14 protein-coding genes are annotated in these 14818 nt (G+C 71.6%); 4 read left to right on the top strand and 10 right to left on the bottom strand.

The annotated features are described in order from the left end of the window. Positions 1–48 precede the first annotated feature (48 nt). From L3i22_RS09905 to L3i22_RS09875, 7 genes are all read right to left on the bottom strand, one after another. A complete protein-coding gene (locus tag L3i22_RS09905; protein ID WP_221326662.1) occupies positions 49–720 on the bottom strand; it encodes a response regulator in 672 nt (223 codons plus the stop codon). Then, complete coding sequence (locus tag L3i22_RS09900; RefSeq protein WP_221326661.1) at positions 717–3194, bottom strand: DUF4118 domain-containing protein; 2478 nt, start codon at positions 3192–3194, stop codon at positions 717–719. Before L3i22_RS09900 ends, L3i22_RS09905 begins: the two co-directional genes overlap by 4 nt. An 11-nt stretch (positions 3195–3205) precedes the next feature. Next, on the bottom strand, positions 3206–4012 hold the full coding sequence (locus tag L3i22_RS09895; protein ID WP_221326660.1) for a potassium-transporting ATPase subunit C: 807 nt from the start codon (positions 4010–4012) through the stop codon (positions 3206–3208). A gap of 5 nt (positions 4013–4017) precedes the next feature. After that, entirely contained in the window at positions 4018–6069 is a 2052-nt protein-coding gene (gene kdpB, locus L3i22_RS09890; protein WP_255658083.1) for a potassium-transporting ATPase subunit KdpB, read from the bottom strand. Next, a complete protein-coding gene (gene kdpA, locus L3i22_RS09885) occupies positions 6066–7712 on the bottom strand; it encodes a potassium-transporting ATPase subunit KdpA (protein ID WP_221326659.1) in 1647 nt (548 codons plus the stop codon). Before kdpA ends, kdpB begins: the two co-directional genes overlap by 4 nt. Further along, positions 7712–7801, bottom strand: a complete 90-nt coding sequence (locus tag L3i22_RS09880; protein WP_221326658.1) for a potassium-transporting ATPase subunit F — start codon at positions 7799–7801, stop codon at positions 7712–7714. Before L3i22_RS09880 ends, kdpA begins: the two co-directional genes overlap by 1 nt. Before the next feature lie 206 nt (positions 7802–8007). After that, positions 8008–8457 carry a universal stress protein gene (locus tag L3i22_RS09875; protein WP_221326657.1) on the bottom strand — a complete coding sequence of 150 codons (450 nt, stop codon included), beginning with the start codon at positions 8455–8457 and terminating at the stop codon, positions 8008–8010. A gap of 143 nt (positions 8458–8600) precedes the next feature. On the opposite strand from L3i22_RS09875, the gene L3i22_RS09870 reads away from it, so the two are divergent. Both L3i22_RS09870 and L3i22_RS09865 read left to right on the top strand, forming a co-directional pair. Next, entirely contained in the window at positions 8601–9920 is a 1320-nt protein-coding gene (locus L3i22_RS09870; protein ID WP_255658082.1) for a hemolysin family protein, read from the top strand. A 57-nt stretch (positions 9921–9977) separates the two neighbouring features. Beyond that, entirely contained in the window at positions 9978–11216 is a 1239-nt protein-coding gene (locus L3i22_RS09865) for an SLC13 family permease (protein ID WP_221326656.1), read from the top strand. Here the strand turns inward: L3i22_RS09865 and L3i22_RS09860 are convergent. Further along, positions 11213–11776: a TetR/AcrR family transcriptional regulator gene (locus L3i22_RS09860; RefSeq protein ID WP_221326655.1), complete on the bottom strand. Its 564-nt coding sequence runs from the start codon at positions 11774–11776 to the stop codon at positions 11213–11215. The two genes, L3i22_RS09865 and L3i22_RS09860, sit on opposite strands and share 4 nt — an antisense overlap. An 85-nt stretch (positions 11777–11861) precedes the next feature. Here L3i22_RS09860 and L3i22_RS09855 point away from each other — a divergent pair, with 85 nt between their 5' ends. Continuing rightward, a complete protein-coding gene (locus L3i22_RS09855) occupies positions 11862–12749 on the top strand; it encodes an SDR family oxidoreductase (RefSeq protein ID WP_221326654.1) in 888 nt (295 codons plus the stop codon). Here L3i22_RS09855 and L3i22_RS09850 read toward each other — a convergent pair. Next, positions 12737–13603, bottom strand: a complete 867-nt coding sequence (locus L3i22_RS09850) for an alpha/beta fold hydrolase (RefSeq protein ID WP_221326653.1) — start codon at positions 13601–13603, stop codon at positions 12737–12739. The genes L3i22_RS09855 and L3i22_RS09850 overlap by 13 nt on opposite strands. Here L3i22_RS09850 and L3i22_RS09845 point away from each other — a divergent pair. Further along, on the top strand, positions 13593–14204 hold the full coding sequence (locus L3i22_RS09845) for a hypothetical protein (protein ID WP_221326652.1): 612 nt from the start codon (positions 13593–13595) through the stop codon (positions 14202–14204). The two genes, L3i22_RS09850 and L3i22_RS09845, sit on opposite strands and share 11 nt — an antisense overlap. On the opposite strand, the gene L3i22_RS09840 is transcribed toward L3i22_RS09845, so the two are convergent. After that, positions 14167–14802 carry a hypothetical protein gene (locus tag L3i22_RS09840; RefSeq protein ID WP_221326651.1) on the bottom strand — a complete coding sequence of 212 codons (636 nt, stop codon included), beginning with the start codon at positions 14800–14802 and terminating at the stop codon, positions 14167–14169. The genes L3i22_RS09845 and L3i22_RS09840 overlap by 38 nt on opposite strands. Between the last annotated feature and the right edge of the window lie 16 nt (positions 14803–14818).

Raw genomic sequence — 14818 nt, 5'->3', positions numbered from 1 at the left:
CCGTCCTTTGACCAATCGGCCTGTTCGCGCAGAGATGTAGCGGAAAGCTCATGGCCGGAAGCGATATCCCATGCCCGGTTCGGTGAGCAGGTGCCGCGGACGCGCCGGATCGTCCTCCAACTTGCGGCGCAGCCGGGCCATGTACTGCCGCAGGTAGTTCGTCTCGGTCTGGTACTGCGGCCCCCACACGTCGTGCAGCAGCTGCCGCTGGGAGATCAGCTTGCCCGGGTGCCGGAGCAGGTGCTCCAGCAGCTGCCACTCGGTCGGGGTGAGCTTCACGTCGCCGCTGATCGAGCGGGCCGCCAGGTCGACTTCGAAATGTCCGATGTTGACCAGGGGTGACTCGGTCCCGGCCGGCTGCACCCGCCGGGTCACCGCGCGGATCCGGGCGAGCAACTCGTCCAGCCCGAACGGCTTGGTCACGTAGTCGTCCGCGCCGGCGTCCAGCGCCTCCACCTTGTCGGCGCTGCCGGCCCGCCCGGACAGCACGATGATCGGCACGGTGGTCCAGCCGCGCAGGCCGGCGATCACCTCGGCACCCTCCATGTCGGGCAGGCCGAGGTCGAGCACCACCAGGTCGGGGTGGAAGTGGGCGGCGACGTGCAGGGCGGCGGCGCCGTCGCGGGCGGTCTCCACCTCGTACCCTCGCGCCTTGAGGTTGATCCTGAGCGCGCGCACGATCTGCGGCTCGTCATCCACCACCAGAATCCGGATGGTCATGTGGCGGCCGGCAGCGCGAGGATCATGGTGAGGCCGCCTCCGGGGGTCTCTTCGGGCGTGAGCGTGCCGCCCATCGCCTCGGTCAGACCGCGGGACAGCGCCAGGCCGAGCCCGACGCCGTTGTGGTTGTCCCGGTCGCCGAGGCGCTGGAACGGCAGGAACACATCGTCCCACCGGTCCTCCGGGATGCCCGGCCCGTGGTCGATGATCCGCAACTCGACGGTGTCGCCGTGACTGCTGCCGGTGACCATCGGCGGCCGGTCCGGCGGGCTGTAGCGCAGCGCGTTCGCGATCACGTTGACCAGCACCCGTTCCAGCAGGCCCGGGTCGGTCGCCAGGAGCGGCAGGTCATCCGGCACCCGAACGGAAACCCCATGGCCCTCCGGGCCCAGATCATCAAGCGCCCTGGGTACGACCTCCTCGGCGCCCACCGGGATCCGCGTCACACCCAGCGCCCCGGACTGCAGCCGGCTCATGTCGAGCAGGTTCGCGACGAGCCGATCGAGCCGGTCGAGCGACTCGTCCGCGGTCGCCAGCAGCTCCGCCCGATCCTCCTCGTCGAACTCCACCTCGGCGCTGCGCAGGCCGGCGAGCGACGCCTTGGCGCTGGCCAGCGGCGTACGCAGGTCGTGGCTGACGGCCGCGAGCAGCGCGGTCCGCAGCTTGTTCGCCTCGGCCAGGGGTCGCGCGGTGGCCGCCTCGGCGGCCAGCCGTTCCTGGCGCAGCGCGACCGCGGCCTGGGCCGCGAACGCCTCCACGATCCGCCGGTCGGACGCGTCCAGCGTGTGCCCCTTGAGCAGCATCAACAGCCCCTCGTCGGCCTGTACCACGACGTCCGCCGCGGCCGGCTCGGCGCAGGCCGGCTCGCCCACCCCGGCCACCGGCACGCCCTTCTCCAGCAGCGTCACCGACTGCAGCGCGAACGTCTCGCGCAGCCGGTCCAGCAGCGCGAGCAACGGCCGCTGCCCGCGCAGCACCCCGCCGGCCACCACGGCCAGGGTCTGCGCCTCGGCCGCGGCCCGCGCCGCCTGCCGGGTCTTGCGGGCGGCCGTGTCGACGACCCAGCTGACCGCCACCGCGACCACCACGAAGATCGCCAGGGCCAGCAGGTTCTGCCCCTCGGCGATGGTGAACCGGCCGTAGGGCGGGGTGAAGAACCAGTTCAGCAGCAGCGACCCGGCGACCGCGGCGAGCAGGGCCGGCCACAGCCCGCCGATCAGCGCCACCCCGACCACCGCGGCCAGGAACAGCAGGATGTCGTTGACCAGCGGCGGGTCGGGCACGGCGGCGAGCACCGCGGTCAGCAGCGGCAGGCCGAGCAGCACGGTGAGGAACCCGCCGAGCCGGCGGCCCCGGGACAGCGCGGCCGGCATCCGTTCCCGGCGCCGGCCCTGCCCGGCGCGCTCGTGGGTGACCAGGTGCACGTCGATCGACCCGGACAGCGCCGTGGTGGTCACCCCGACGCCGGCGGTGAGCAGCTGGGCGAACCGGCCCCGGCTGGAGGCGCCGAGCACGATCTGGGTGGCGTTCACCCCGCGCGCGAACTCCAGCAGCGCCCGGGACACGTCGCTGCCCCCGACCTGGTGGTACGTCCCGCCCAGGCTCTCCACCAGCAGGCGCTGCTTGGCCAGCACCGCCGGGTCGACGCCGGCCAGCCCGTCGTTGCGGGTCACGTGCACGGCCATCAGGTCGGCGCCCTTGGTGCGGGCGGCGATCCGGGCGGCCCGCCGGATCAGCGTGTCGCCCTCCGGGCCGCCGGCGACCGCGACCACCACGCGTTCCCGGGTCTCCCAGGTGGCGTCGATGTCGTGGTCGGCCCGGTAGCGGTCGAGCTGGTCCTCGACCTTGTCGGCGAGCCAGAGCAGGGCCAGCTCGCGCAGCGCGGTGAGGTTCCCGGCCCGGAAGTAGTTGCCGAGCGCCGCGTCGATCTTCTCCGGCTGGTAGACGTTGCCGTGCGCCATCCGCCGGCGCAGCGCCTCCGGGGTCATGTCGACCAGCTCGACCTGCTCGGCGGCGCGGACCACGGCGTCCGGCACGGTCTCCCGCTGCTCGACGCCGGTGATCCGGGCGACCACGTCGTTGAGCGACTCCAGGTGCTGCACGTTCACCGTGGTCAGCACGCTGATCCCGGCGTCGAGCAGGTCCTGGACGTCCTGCCAGCGCTTGGCGTGCCCGGCGCCGGGCACGTTGGTGTGCGCCAGCTCGTCGACCACCGCGATCTCCGGCCGCCGGGCCAGGACGGCCGGGAGATCGGTCTCGGTGAAGGCCACGCCGCGATAGGTGATCTCGCGGCGGGGCAGCACCTCCAGGTCGCCGATCATCGCGGTGGTGTGCTTGCGGCCGTGCGTCTCGACGAAGGCGACCACCACGTCGGCGCCCCGCTCGGCGCGGCGGTGCGCCTCTTCGAGCATCGCGTAGGTCTTGCCCACACCCGGCGCCGCGCCGAGATAGATCCGCAGTTCACCGCGACCCACGATAAAGGCCTTTAGTCCGTTTTAGGGGTGGTGGGATGGTTCACGCCGTCCAGCGCGGTGTTCAGCTTCAGCACGTTGACCACGCCACTCGAGGTGTTCTCCCTGATCAGTTGGTGCACCCGGTCCAGTGTGACGCCGCGTTCCCGGGCCACCCGAGCCGCCTGAAGATCTGCGTATTGTCCGGAAATATCGGGATCGAGGCCGGAGCCGCTGGCGGTGACCGCGTCTGCCGGGACCACCGGATCGACCGGCGCGTCACCGCGGATCGGGGTGATCACCCCGCCCAGCGCCACATAATCCTCGCCGATCTTGGCGGACTCCACGCCGACTCCCCGATAGGTGCTGACGAACGGGACCCCGGTCTGGTTGACCGAGACCACCCGGGTGACCGGCCCGGTGAACCCGTCCCGGTAGAAGACCGCGAGCACCGCGCCGACCCCGTCGGCAGTGCAGTAGGGGCGGCTGCCGTCCATGCCCTCCAGCTTCCCGACCGCGAGGCTGCGCTCGCAAACCCGGGTGAGCAGACTCTTCCGGTCCTGGGTGTCGACCACGTCCTCCGGTCCCAGGTTGCTGGCGCCGGTCGACGTCGGGTCGTATCCGTCGCCGGCCGCCGACGGACGGCTCTGGAAGTACTTCGGCACCGGGTTGCCGTCGGCGTCGGTAAAGGACTGACCGATGAGCGTCCGGTCCTCCCCCAGCCCGGGGATCTTGCCGAGGCCGACGAAGAGCAGCGGATAGGCCAGGCCGAGCAGGACGGTGAAGACGAGCAGCGCGCGCAGCGCCGCGAGATGTTGAGCGAGCCAGGCAGGTAGGCGCATGTGGATCAGATCCCGGGGATGAGCTGGACGAACAGGTCGATGAGCTTGATGCCGAGGAACGGCGCGACGACGCCGCCCAGGCCGTAGATCAGCAGGTTGCGGCGCAGCAGCGCGCTCGCCGACGACGGCCGGTACCGGACCCCGCGCAGCGCCAGCGGGATCAGGAAGACGATCACCACGGCGTTGAAGACGACCGCGGACAGGATCGCCGAGCCGGGCGAGTGCAGCCGCATCACGTTGAGCGTGTCCAGGCCCGGGTAGACCCCGGCGAACATGGCCGGGATGATCGCGAAGTACTTGGCGATGTCGTTCGCGATCGAGAACGTGGTCAGCGCGCCCCGGGTGATCAGCAGCTGCTTGCCGATCTCGACGATCTCGATCAGCTTGGTCGGGTCGGAGTCGAGGTCGACCATGTTGCCGGCCTCCTTGGCGGCCGACGTGCCGGTGTTCATCGCCACCCCGACGTCCGCCTGGGCCAGCGCCGGGGCGTCGTTCGTGCCGTCGCCGGTCATCGCGACCAGCCGCCCGCCCTGCTGTTCCTTACGGATGTAGGCGAGCTTGTCCTCCGGGGTGGCCTCGGCCAGGAAGTCGTCGACGCCGGCCTCCGCGGCGATCGCCGCCGCGGTGCGCGGGTTGTCGCCGGTGATCATCACGGTCCGGATGCCCATCTTGCGCATCTCGTCGAACCGGGCCTTCATCCCGGACTTGACCACGTCCTTGAGGTGGATCACGCCGAGGATCCGATCGTTCTCGGCCACCACGAGGGGGGTGCCGCCCTCGGCACTGATCCGGTCGACGATCGCGTCGACCTCCGGGCTGCTCCCCCGCGCCCACTTGAGCACCGCGGCGGCGGCGCCCTTGCGGATCTTCCGGTCGCCGAGGTCGACGCCGCTCATCCGGGTCTGCGCGCTGAACGGCACCCAGACGGCCGTGGCCATCAGCCCCGGCTCGCGCTCGCGCAGGCCGTACTCGTTCTTGGCGAGGACCACGATCGAACGTCCCTCGGGCGTCTCGTCGGCCAGGCTGCTCAACTGCGCGGCGTCCGCCAGAACCTGAGGATCAACCCCATTTGCGGGTACGAATTCAGCGGCCTGCCGATTGCCCAGCGTGATCGTGCCGGTCTTGTCGAGCAGCAGCGTGTTCACGTCGCCGGCCGCCTCGACGGCGCGCCCGCTCATGGCGAGGACGTTGCGCTGCACCAGCCGGTCCATGCCGGCGATCCCGATCGCCGAGAGCAGCGCCCCGATCGTGGTCGGGATCAGGCAGACCAGCAGCGAGACCAGCACGATCCCGGTCACGCCGTGGGCGTCGATCGCGGTGGTGTCCGGCGCGGCCGCCTGGTACGCCTTGCTGAAGATCGCCAGCGGCTGCAGGGTCACCACGGCCAGCAGGAAGATGATCGTGAGCGCGGCGAGCAGGATGTTCAGCGCGATCTCGTTCGGCGTCTTCTGCCGGTCGGCGCCCTCGACCAGGGCGATCATCCGGTCCACGAAGCTCTCGCCGGGCCGCTGGGTGATCCGCACGACGATCCGGTCGGAGAGCACCCTGGTGCCGCCGGTGACCGCGGACCGGTCGCCGCCGGACTCGCGGATCACCGGCGCCGACTCGCCGGTGATCGCCGACTCGTCGACGCTGGCGATGCCCTCGATGACGTCGCCGTCACCGGGGATGATCTGCCCGGCCTCGACCACCACCACGTCGCCGAGCTTGAGCTCCGGGGCCGGCACGGTCCGGCCGTCCCGCAGGTGGGCGACGGTGTCCTGCTTGGCGGCTCGCAGCGCGGCGGCCTGGGCCTTGCCCCGCCCCTCGGCGACCGCCTCGGCCAGGTTCGCGAAGAGCACGGTCAGCCACAGCCAGACGGTGATCAGCCAGGCGAACACGCTCGGGTCGGTGATCGACAGGACCGTGGTGAAGACGGCGCCGATCTCCACGATGAACATGACCGGGTTGCGCCACATGGTGCGCGGGTCGAGTTTCCGCAGTGCGTCGGGGAGGGCGTTACGCCGTACCGTGGCAATTGTCGGTTTGGTTGGTGGTTTTTCCAGGACGACGGTCATGAGAGACCCTCCGCGATGGGGCCGAGCGCGAGTGCGGGGAGGAAGGTGAGCGCGACGAGCACGACGGTCACGCCGACGACCATGCCGACGAAGAGCGGCTGGTGGGTCGGGAGCGTGCCCTCGGACTCCGGCACCGGCTGCTGTCTGGCCAGCGAGCCGGCCAGCGCGAGGACCAGGATCAGCGGCAGGAACCGGCCGATCAGCATGGCCAGTCCGGTGGCGGTGTCCCACCAGGGCGTGTTGACGGTGATGCCGCCGAACGCCGAGCCGTTGTTGTTGGCCGCGCTGGTGAAGGCGTAGAGGACCTCGGAGAGGCCGTGCGGGCCGGTGTTCAGCGCCGTCGAGTTGTGCCCGGTGGCGAACGCCGCCGCGGTGCCGGCCAGCACCAGGACCGGCGTGACCAGGAAGTAGAGCGAGGCCAGTTTGATCTCCCGGCCGCCGATCTTCTTGCCCAGGTACTCCGGCGTGCGCCCGACCATCAGACCGGCCACGAACACCGTGATCATCGCGAGGATGAGCAGGCCGTAGAGGCCGGAACCGACCCCGCCCGGGGCGACCTCGCCGAGCATCATGTTGACCATCGGCATCATGCCGCCGAGCGACGTGTACGAGTCGTGGAAGCTGTTCACCGCCCCGGTCGAGGTGAGCGTGGTCGCCGCCGCGAAGACCGCCGAGCCGCTGACCCCGAACCGGGTCTCCTTGCCCTCCATCGCCGAGCCGACCGCCTGCGGCACCGTGCCGGCCCCGTGCGTCTCGAAGCCCACCGTCAGCGCGATGCTGGCCAGCGCCAGCACCGCCATCACGGCGACGATCGCGTAGCCCTGCCGGTTCTGTCCGACCATCCGGCCGAAGACCCGCGGCAGGCTGAACGGGATCAGGAAGATCAGGAAGATCTGCAGCCAGTTCGTCCACACCGACGGGTTCTCGAACGGGTGCGCCGAGTTGGCGTTGTAGAAGCCGCCGCCGTTCGTGCCCAGCTCCTTGATCGCCTCCTGGGAGGCGACCGGCCCGCCGGTGAGGTGCTGGGTCGCCCCGGTCAGCGTGGTGACGTCGGTGCCGCCGGAGAGGTTCTGCACCACCCCGCCGACCATGAAGACGATCGTGACGAGCACGCAGATCGGCAGCAGGATCCGCAGCGTGATCCGGGTCAGGTCGACCCAGAAGTTGCCCAGCGTGCCCGCCCGGCGCCCGGCGAAGCCGCGCAGCAGCGCCACCGCGACGGCGATGCCGACGCCGGCCGAGACGAAGTTCTGCACCGCCAGGCCGGCCATCTGCGCGAGGTGGCCCATCGTGGACTCACCCGAGTACGCCTGCCAGTTGGTGTTGGTCACGAAGCTGACCGCGGTGTTCCAGGCGATGTGGCTGGTCACCGGGTCCATGCCCAGCGACAGCCACAGCCTGTCCTGCACGCGCAGCAGCAGATAAAGGAAGAGGATCGAGACGGCGGAGAAGGCGAGCACCGACCGGGCGTAGACGCCCCAGGTCTGCTCGGTCGCGGGATCGACGCCGACCGCGCGGTAGACACCGCGCTCGACGACGGTGTGTTTCCCGCCGACCACCACGCGGTACATGTAGTCGCCGAACGGCCGGTAGACCGCGACCAGCGCGACGACCAGCGAGAGCACGAGAAGCCAGCCGGCCATCAGAATTTCTCCGGGAAGAGCAGGGCGGCCACCAGCAGAGCGGCCAGCAGGACGGCCACGATCAGGCCGACGAGGTTGACGGCGCTCATCAGCGTTCGACCGCCCGGATCAGCACGGTCAGCGCGGCGAACAGCGCCACCGTGAGCACGACGAAGCCGAGATCAGCCACGGACGACTCCTCAGTCGAGGTTTTTTCGGGTACGCCCGAACTGAACCTCGGCCGCGCGCCCGGCGGCAGATCTGTTCACACCCCGCAGACGCCGGACCGCTCGATGTTGACGCCCTGTTCACACCGCTATGGCGCGGGCCACACCAGCAGCACCCGGCACGGCGCGTGATCGACGACGAACCGGCCGGCCGGGCCCAGGCTCTTCGGCCCCGCCCGGTCCACGTCGCCGTCCCGGGCCAGCACGAGCAGGTCCATCCCGTCGCACGCGGCGACGACCTCCCGCTCGATCCGCCCGCGCCGGAAGACGGTCGCCGCGTCCCGCCCCAGCCGCTCCTGAGCCGCCGCCATGATCTCGTTCGCGACGGCCACGGCCGCGGCCTCGACGGCGGTCCCGGGGTCCCGCCGCACCCGGCTACCGCGTCCGAGCAGCCCGGCGTAGGCCGCGTGCGCCCCGGCCGCGATCGCCGGGTCGAGCACGTGCACCAGCGTCACCCGGTCGTCGGCGCCGGCCAGCTCCCGCGCCGCGTCGACCGCCGCGGGCCAAACCCCCTCCCGAACCCACACCACCACGTTCATGCCGAAAAGCCTCTCAGCCCCGGCCACGTACCGCCACCGCTCCGCATTGTCGACACCGTTACGAAAAGGGCGTTTCCTGAGAGTGGCATTCAGGTTCGCTGGGTACCTTGACCTGACTCGGCGCCGCGATCGACGCCGGGTCGATGATCTCTGCGAGGGAGTTGATGTCCGCCGTGGGCGGATACGGGTGGCAAGTTGTTCTCGTCGTAGTGCTGGTCCTGCTCAACGCGGCGTTCTCCGGCAGTGAGATGGCGCTGATCTCGCTCCGGGAGAGCCAGCTGCAACGCCTGGAGCGGCAGACCCGCACCGGGCGCACGCTGGCCAAGCTCGCCAGGGATCCGAATCGGTTCCTCGCCACCATTCAGATCGGCATCACGCTGGCCGGCTTCCTGGCGTCGGCGGCCGCGGCCGTCTCGCTCGCCCAGCCGCTGATCGAGCCGCTCAGCTTCCTCGGCACCGCCGCCGAGCCGGCCGCGATCTTCGTGATCACCATCATCCTGACGTTCTTCACGCTGGTGGTCGGCGAGCTCGCGCCGAAGCGGGTGGCGATGCAGCGCGCCGAGGGCTGGGCGCTGCTGGTGGCCCGGCCGCTGGACGTGCTGGCGACGCTCTCCCGGCCGGTGATCTGGTTCCTCGGCAAGGCCACCGACCTGGTGGTCCGGATGGCCGGCGGCGACCCGAACGCGGGCCGCGAGGAGGTCAGCACCGAGGAGATCCGCGACATGGTCGCCCAGCAGCAGGAGTTCACCCCGGAACAGCGCACGATCATCAGCGGCGCGTTCGAGATCGCCGACCGGACCCTGCGGGAGATCCTGGTCCCGCGCCGCGACGTGCTGATCCTGCCGGCCGTGATGCGCTCCCCGCAGGCGTTGCAGCTGCTGGTCGAGGGCGGGCACTCGCGGGCGCCGGTGACCGGGCCGCTGGGCCTGGACGACGTGCTCGGCGTGGTGCACCTGCGGGACCTGATCGGCGCCGACGGGCACGTCATCGACCACATGTTCACCCCGGTCTTCCTGCCCGAGACGCTGAAGATCACCGACGCGATGCGCCAGTTGCGCACCCAGCGCCAGCAGCTCGCCATGGTGGTCGACGAGCGCGGCGCGATCGACGGGATCATCACGATGGAGGACCTCGTCGAGGAAGTGGTCGGCGAGATCTACGACGAGACCGACCGGGACGTGCAGTCGGTGGTCCGCGAGGACGACGGCGCGATGCTGCTGCCCGGCACGTTCCCGATCCACGACCTGCCGGACATCGGCGTCGAGATCGAGGAGGTGGACGAGGGCGACTACACCACGGTCGCCGGGCTGGTGCTGGCCCGGCTCGGGCACATCCCGACCGCGCCCGGCGAGACGGTCTCGATCGACGGGCACACCGCCGAGGTCGTCGAGGTGACCGGGCGGGCGATCACCCGGCTGCGGCTGCGGCCGGTGGCCAAGGAGAGCCCGGCCACGGTCGGCTGACATGTGACTCCGGCCCCCGCTGGTTTGTCCGCGGGCCGGATCGGGCAGGCTGCGGCGGTGTCCACGATCGTCGCGCTCGTGCTGCTGGGCGCGGTGCTCGGTTTCGCCGTCGCCCGGCCGCGCGGTCTTCCCGAAGCGGTCGCCGCGGTTCCCGCGGCGCTGATCTGCGTCCTTTTCCACCTGGTCGCCCCCGGCGAGGCTTTCGACGAGGTACGGGCGTTGCTCCCGACCGTGCTGTTCCTCGCCGCCGTCCTGGTCCTGGCGCACCTCGCCGAGGTGCACGGGGTGTTCGAGTGGGCCGGCACCGCCGTCGCCCGCTTCGGCCGCGGCCGTCCGAGACGGCTGCTGACCGCGGTCTTCGCGGCGGCCGCGCTGACCACCGCGGTGCTCAGCCTGGACGCCACGGTCGTGCTGCTCACCCCGGTCGTGCTGACCGTCGCCGCGCGTGCCGGGGTCCGGCCGCGCCCGCACGTCTACGCCTGCACGCACCTGGCGAACTCCGCGTCGCTGCTGCTGCCGGTCTCGAACCTGACGAACCTGCTGGCGTTCGCGGCCAGCGGGCTCAGCTTCGCCGGATTCGCGGCGCTGATGGCGGTGCCGTGGCTCGCGGTGATCGCCGTCGAGTACGTGATCTTCCGCCTCTTCTTCGCCCGGGACCTGCGCGGCCGCGCCTCGGAGCCGCCCGCGCCCGGGCCCGCGCCGAAGTACGCCCTGGTCGTGCTGGCCGCGACGCTCGCCGGGTTCGCCGCGCTACAGCCGCTCGGGGTCGAGCCGGCCTGGGTGGCGGCGGCCGGGGCCCTCGCGCTGGCGGTGCCGCTGCTGCGCCGCGGCCGGGTCCGGGTCGGCACCCTGCTCGCCGAGGCGAACCCGATGTTCTGCGCGTTCGTGCTCGGGCTCGGCGTGGTGGTGCTGGCGGTGCGGACCAACGGGCTCGGCGACTGGATCGACGGGCTGGTCCCGCGGCACAGCGACCTGCTTGCGCTGCTGGCCGTGGCCGGGCTGGCGGCGCTGCTCGCGAACCTGCTGAACAACCTGCCGGCCACGCTGGTGCTGCTGCCGGCCGCGGCGCACTCCCCCGGGCTGCTGCTGGCGGTGCTGATCGGGGTGAACGTGGGACCGAACCTGACCTATGTCGGGTCGCTGGCGACGCTGCTCTGGCGGCGGATCCTGCACGCTCGGGACGCCGCCCCGCGTACTTCGGAATTCTTGTTGCTGGGGTTGGCGACCGTGCCGTTGTGCCTGGTCGCGGCGGTCGTGGCACTCTGGGCCGGCCTGCGCCTCACCGGCGTTGCCTAGGCTTTTGTCACGGTGCGCAAGGCGGCCAGCGTGTCGCGCATGACGGCCTTCAGGTCGCCGGGATCGGTTTCGGACACCCAGCGGCCGAACGCGACCCGCACCACGACGATCCCGGTCTCCGCCGCGAGCGCCGCCTCCGGATCGCCGACCCCGCGCGCCCGCAACCCGTCGGCGAGCGCCCGGCCCAGTCGCGCCATCTTGATCAGCTCGCGTTCCAGCAGCTCCGGGTTGGCCTCGATGATCGACTGACGCTGCCGGGACCGGGTGTGGTCGAGCCCGAGGAAGTCCGCGCCGGCGTCCAGCGCGACCGCGATCGCCGCCATCGCGCCCGCCCCGGCCGGCACCTCGGCGATCGCCTGGACCAGCCCTTTCGACAGCTCCTCCGAGCCGGCGAAGAGCACCTCCCGCTTGTCCGCGAAGTGCCGGAAGAACGTCCGGGCGGTGACCCCGGCCCGCTGGGCGATCTCGGCCACCGTGGTCTGCTCGAAGCCGCGCTCGACGTACAGCTCCATCGCCGCTTCCCGCAGACGTCCACCGGCTCCCGGCTCCCAGCGCACCATCCCGTGATCGTAGCCATGTCATCAAGTGACATCACATGCGCTATGGTGATGTCATCAAGTGACATCACGTCCTGTGGAGGCTGTCATGCATGTCTTCGTCACCGGCGCCAGCGGCTGGATCGGCTCCGCCACCGTCACCGAACTGCTCAATTCCGGTCACCAGGTCACCGGCCTGGCCCGCTCGGACGCCGCCGCCGACCGGATCGCCGCGCTCGGCGCGTCGGTCCTCCGCGGCACCATCGACGACCCGGAGGCGCTGCGGTCCGCCGCCGCGGACTCGGACGGCGTCGTCCACCTCGGCTACAACCACGACTTCTCCCGGATGGCCGACGCCGCGGAGACCGACCGCAAGGCCATCGAGGCGCTCGGCGCCGGCCTGGCGGGCACCGGCCGGCCGCTGTTGATCGCCTCCGGCGTCCTCGGCGCCGGCCCCGGCCGGGTCCTCACCGAGCCGGACGCGCCGGACGCGTCCGGCCACCCGCGGCAGGCGAACGCGCTGGTCGCGCTCGCTCTGGCGGACCGCGGGGTGCGCCCGCTGATCGCCCGCTTCGCACCCACCGTGCACGGCGCGGGCGACTACGGCTTCACCGCGTTCCTCGCCAAGATCGCAAAAGACAAGGGCATTTCCGGGTACGTCGGTGACGGCGCCAGTCACTGGCCGGCCGTGCACGTGCGCGACGCCGCGTCGGCGATCCGCCTGGCGATCGAGGACCCGTCGGCCGGCCCGATCCTGCACATCACCGCCGAGCCGGGTATCCCCACCAAGGAGATCGCCGAGGCGATCGGCCGGAGCCAGGACGTGCCGGTGGAATCAATTCCGGACAGCCGGGTCGACGAGCACTTCGGCTGGATCGGCCGGCTGTTCGCGCTGGACTCGCAGGTGTCGAGCGAGGCGACCCAGCAGCACCTCGGCTGGAAGCCGACCCACCCGACCCTGCTGGAGGACCTGGCGGCCGGCCACTACCGCGCCTGATCCGCCGCCCGTTCCCGGGCACGGCGCCCGATCAGCTCCTGGAGCAGCCGCTTCAGATCCGCGGGACGCTCCCGCCACGGGTGGTGGCCGGCGCCGGGCAGCACGTGGAAGCGGGCGTCCGGGACCGCCGCGGCCAGGTCGGCAACCGTCCGGCCCGGCCGCGGGTCCCGCTCCCCGTGGACGAACCGGCAGGGCATGCCGAGCCGGCCCGCCCGCGCGAGCACCTCGTCGTCGGACCACCGCCGGGTCTCGGCCATCAGTGCCCGGTTCGCGCCCCAGTTGATCGGGTGCTCCACCCGGGCGTCCTCGCGAGCCCACCGCCACCCGTCCACCGGGTCGGCGTGATCGGTGAACCAGCACAGCGCCCGGAACTCGGCCTCCTCGGCCGGGTCCCGGTCGCGCCGCGCCGCCAGCTCGGCCAGTCGCTCCCGCTGCGCCACCGTCGTGCGCCGCAGCCATTCCGCCCGGAAGGCGCCCCGCCAATCGCCCACCCCGACGCCGCTGAGATAGCCCAGGGCGGCGACCCGGCCGGGATGCTCGAAGGCATAGTGGAGCGCCAGCGTCGCCCCGAACGAGTGGCCGATCACCACCCACCGCTCGTGTCCCCAGTGGTGCCGGAGCGCTTCCAGGTCCGCCAGGTAGCGGGCGATCGACTGCTCCCCCGACGCGTCCGAGCCGCCGCACCCGCGCTGATCGAACCGGTGCACCACGGTCAGCGGGTCCAGCATCGCCGCGACCGGCGCCAGGTAGTCCCACAGCCCCGGCCCGCCGTGCAGCAGCACCACCGCGGGCGCCGGCGTCGCCGTCCCGGTCGTCCACGTCCGCAACCGGATTCCGTCATCGATGCGGACCATTGCCTTCACATCCCCCACCATTCCTTCGACGGCACGATCACGACAATACGAACGCATTCATGATCCGCTTTCCGCAGCTCAGAACGCGATCGCTACGATCCCGCCCATCGACTTCACGGGGGTGGAGATGGCTCGCGGAATTCCCGCCACCATGGGCGGAATCATCAGTTACAGCCGGGCCGACTTCGTCCGGTGGCGACGCATCTGGATCACGGCCTACACCGTGGTTCCGCAGATTCTGTTCGCCGCGCTCGTGTTCCGTTACCTGTCACCCGGGGAGCGCGAGCACTATCTCGTGGAGGCGTTGGCCTACGGCCTGCTGTGCGGGCTCGGCGCCGGAAATGTGTCGCTACGCCTGCTGTGGAAGCACGGCCGTCGCGGCCGCCGGGCCGGCTTCCGCGCCCTCAGCTTCGCCTTCCTGGCCCTGGGCTGGCTGCCGTGGATGTACCTCAGCCTCATCGTCGGCTTCGGCCTGTGGGACATCTGGCTCGTCGCCTGGTTCCCCGGCTCACTGCTCGTCGCCGCGGCGATCCGGTTGCCCGAGCCAGCCGTCTGGGGACCGGTCAGCGGGCGTCGTCCTGGAGGACCTTCTCCCAGGTGATGGTCTTGCCGAAGACGTACGCCGTGGTCGCGATGATCGTCGTCCCGGCGAGCAGCAGGACCGGCCCCCAGGCGCGCGCGTCGTAGCCGCAGAAGTCGTTCAGCGGCGTGGTCGGCAACGCCAGCGCCCACACCAGGAACGCCGAGGTCGCCGCCGCCGACTCGACGAGCGGGAGCTTGAACCGGGCGTTCGGCGCGACCTGCTTCTGGCTGCGATACGACAACCCGACCGTGAGCAGCACGGTCGCCGCCGCGAGGACGATCAGCCACACCCAGCGCGCGGTGAAGCCGGCCTGGCACTGGGCCTGCCCGGCCGGCGCGGAGACGGTGCCGAGCGCGGCCTGCACGGCCAGGTAGACCGAGATCGTCTCGGTCGGCACGTACTTCACCAGCTGGGTCAGCACCGAGCCGGCGACGCTGGTGCCGGCGGACGAGCGGGCCGCGTTCTCCCCGGCGGTCTTGGCCGCGCCGGGCTCGGCGCCGCGGGACATCTCGTCGGCGGTGACCGCGGCCGCGGTGGCGGCCGCCGCTTTCGGGGAGGCGCCGGGGGTGCCCTGCAGGCGCAGGGCGGCGTCCTCCGCCATCGACGACAGACTCATGGACACCCTCCAGGTC

Origin of the sequence: Actinoplanes sp. L3-i22, assembly GCF_019704555.1 — a bacterium.
Classification (GTDB): domain Bacteria; phylum Actinomycetota; class Actinomycetes; order Mycobacteriales; family Micromonosporaceae; genus Actinoplanes.
The sequence above is the reverse complement of the archived record's forward strand: the minus strand, read 5'-3'. Positions and strand labels throughout refer to the sequence as shown.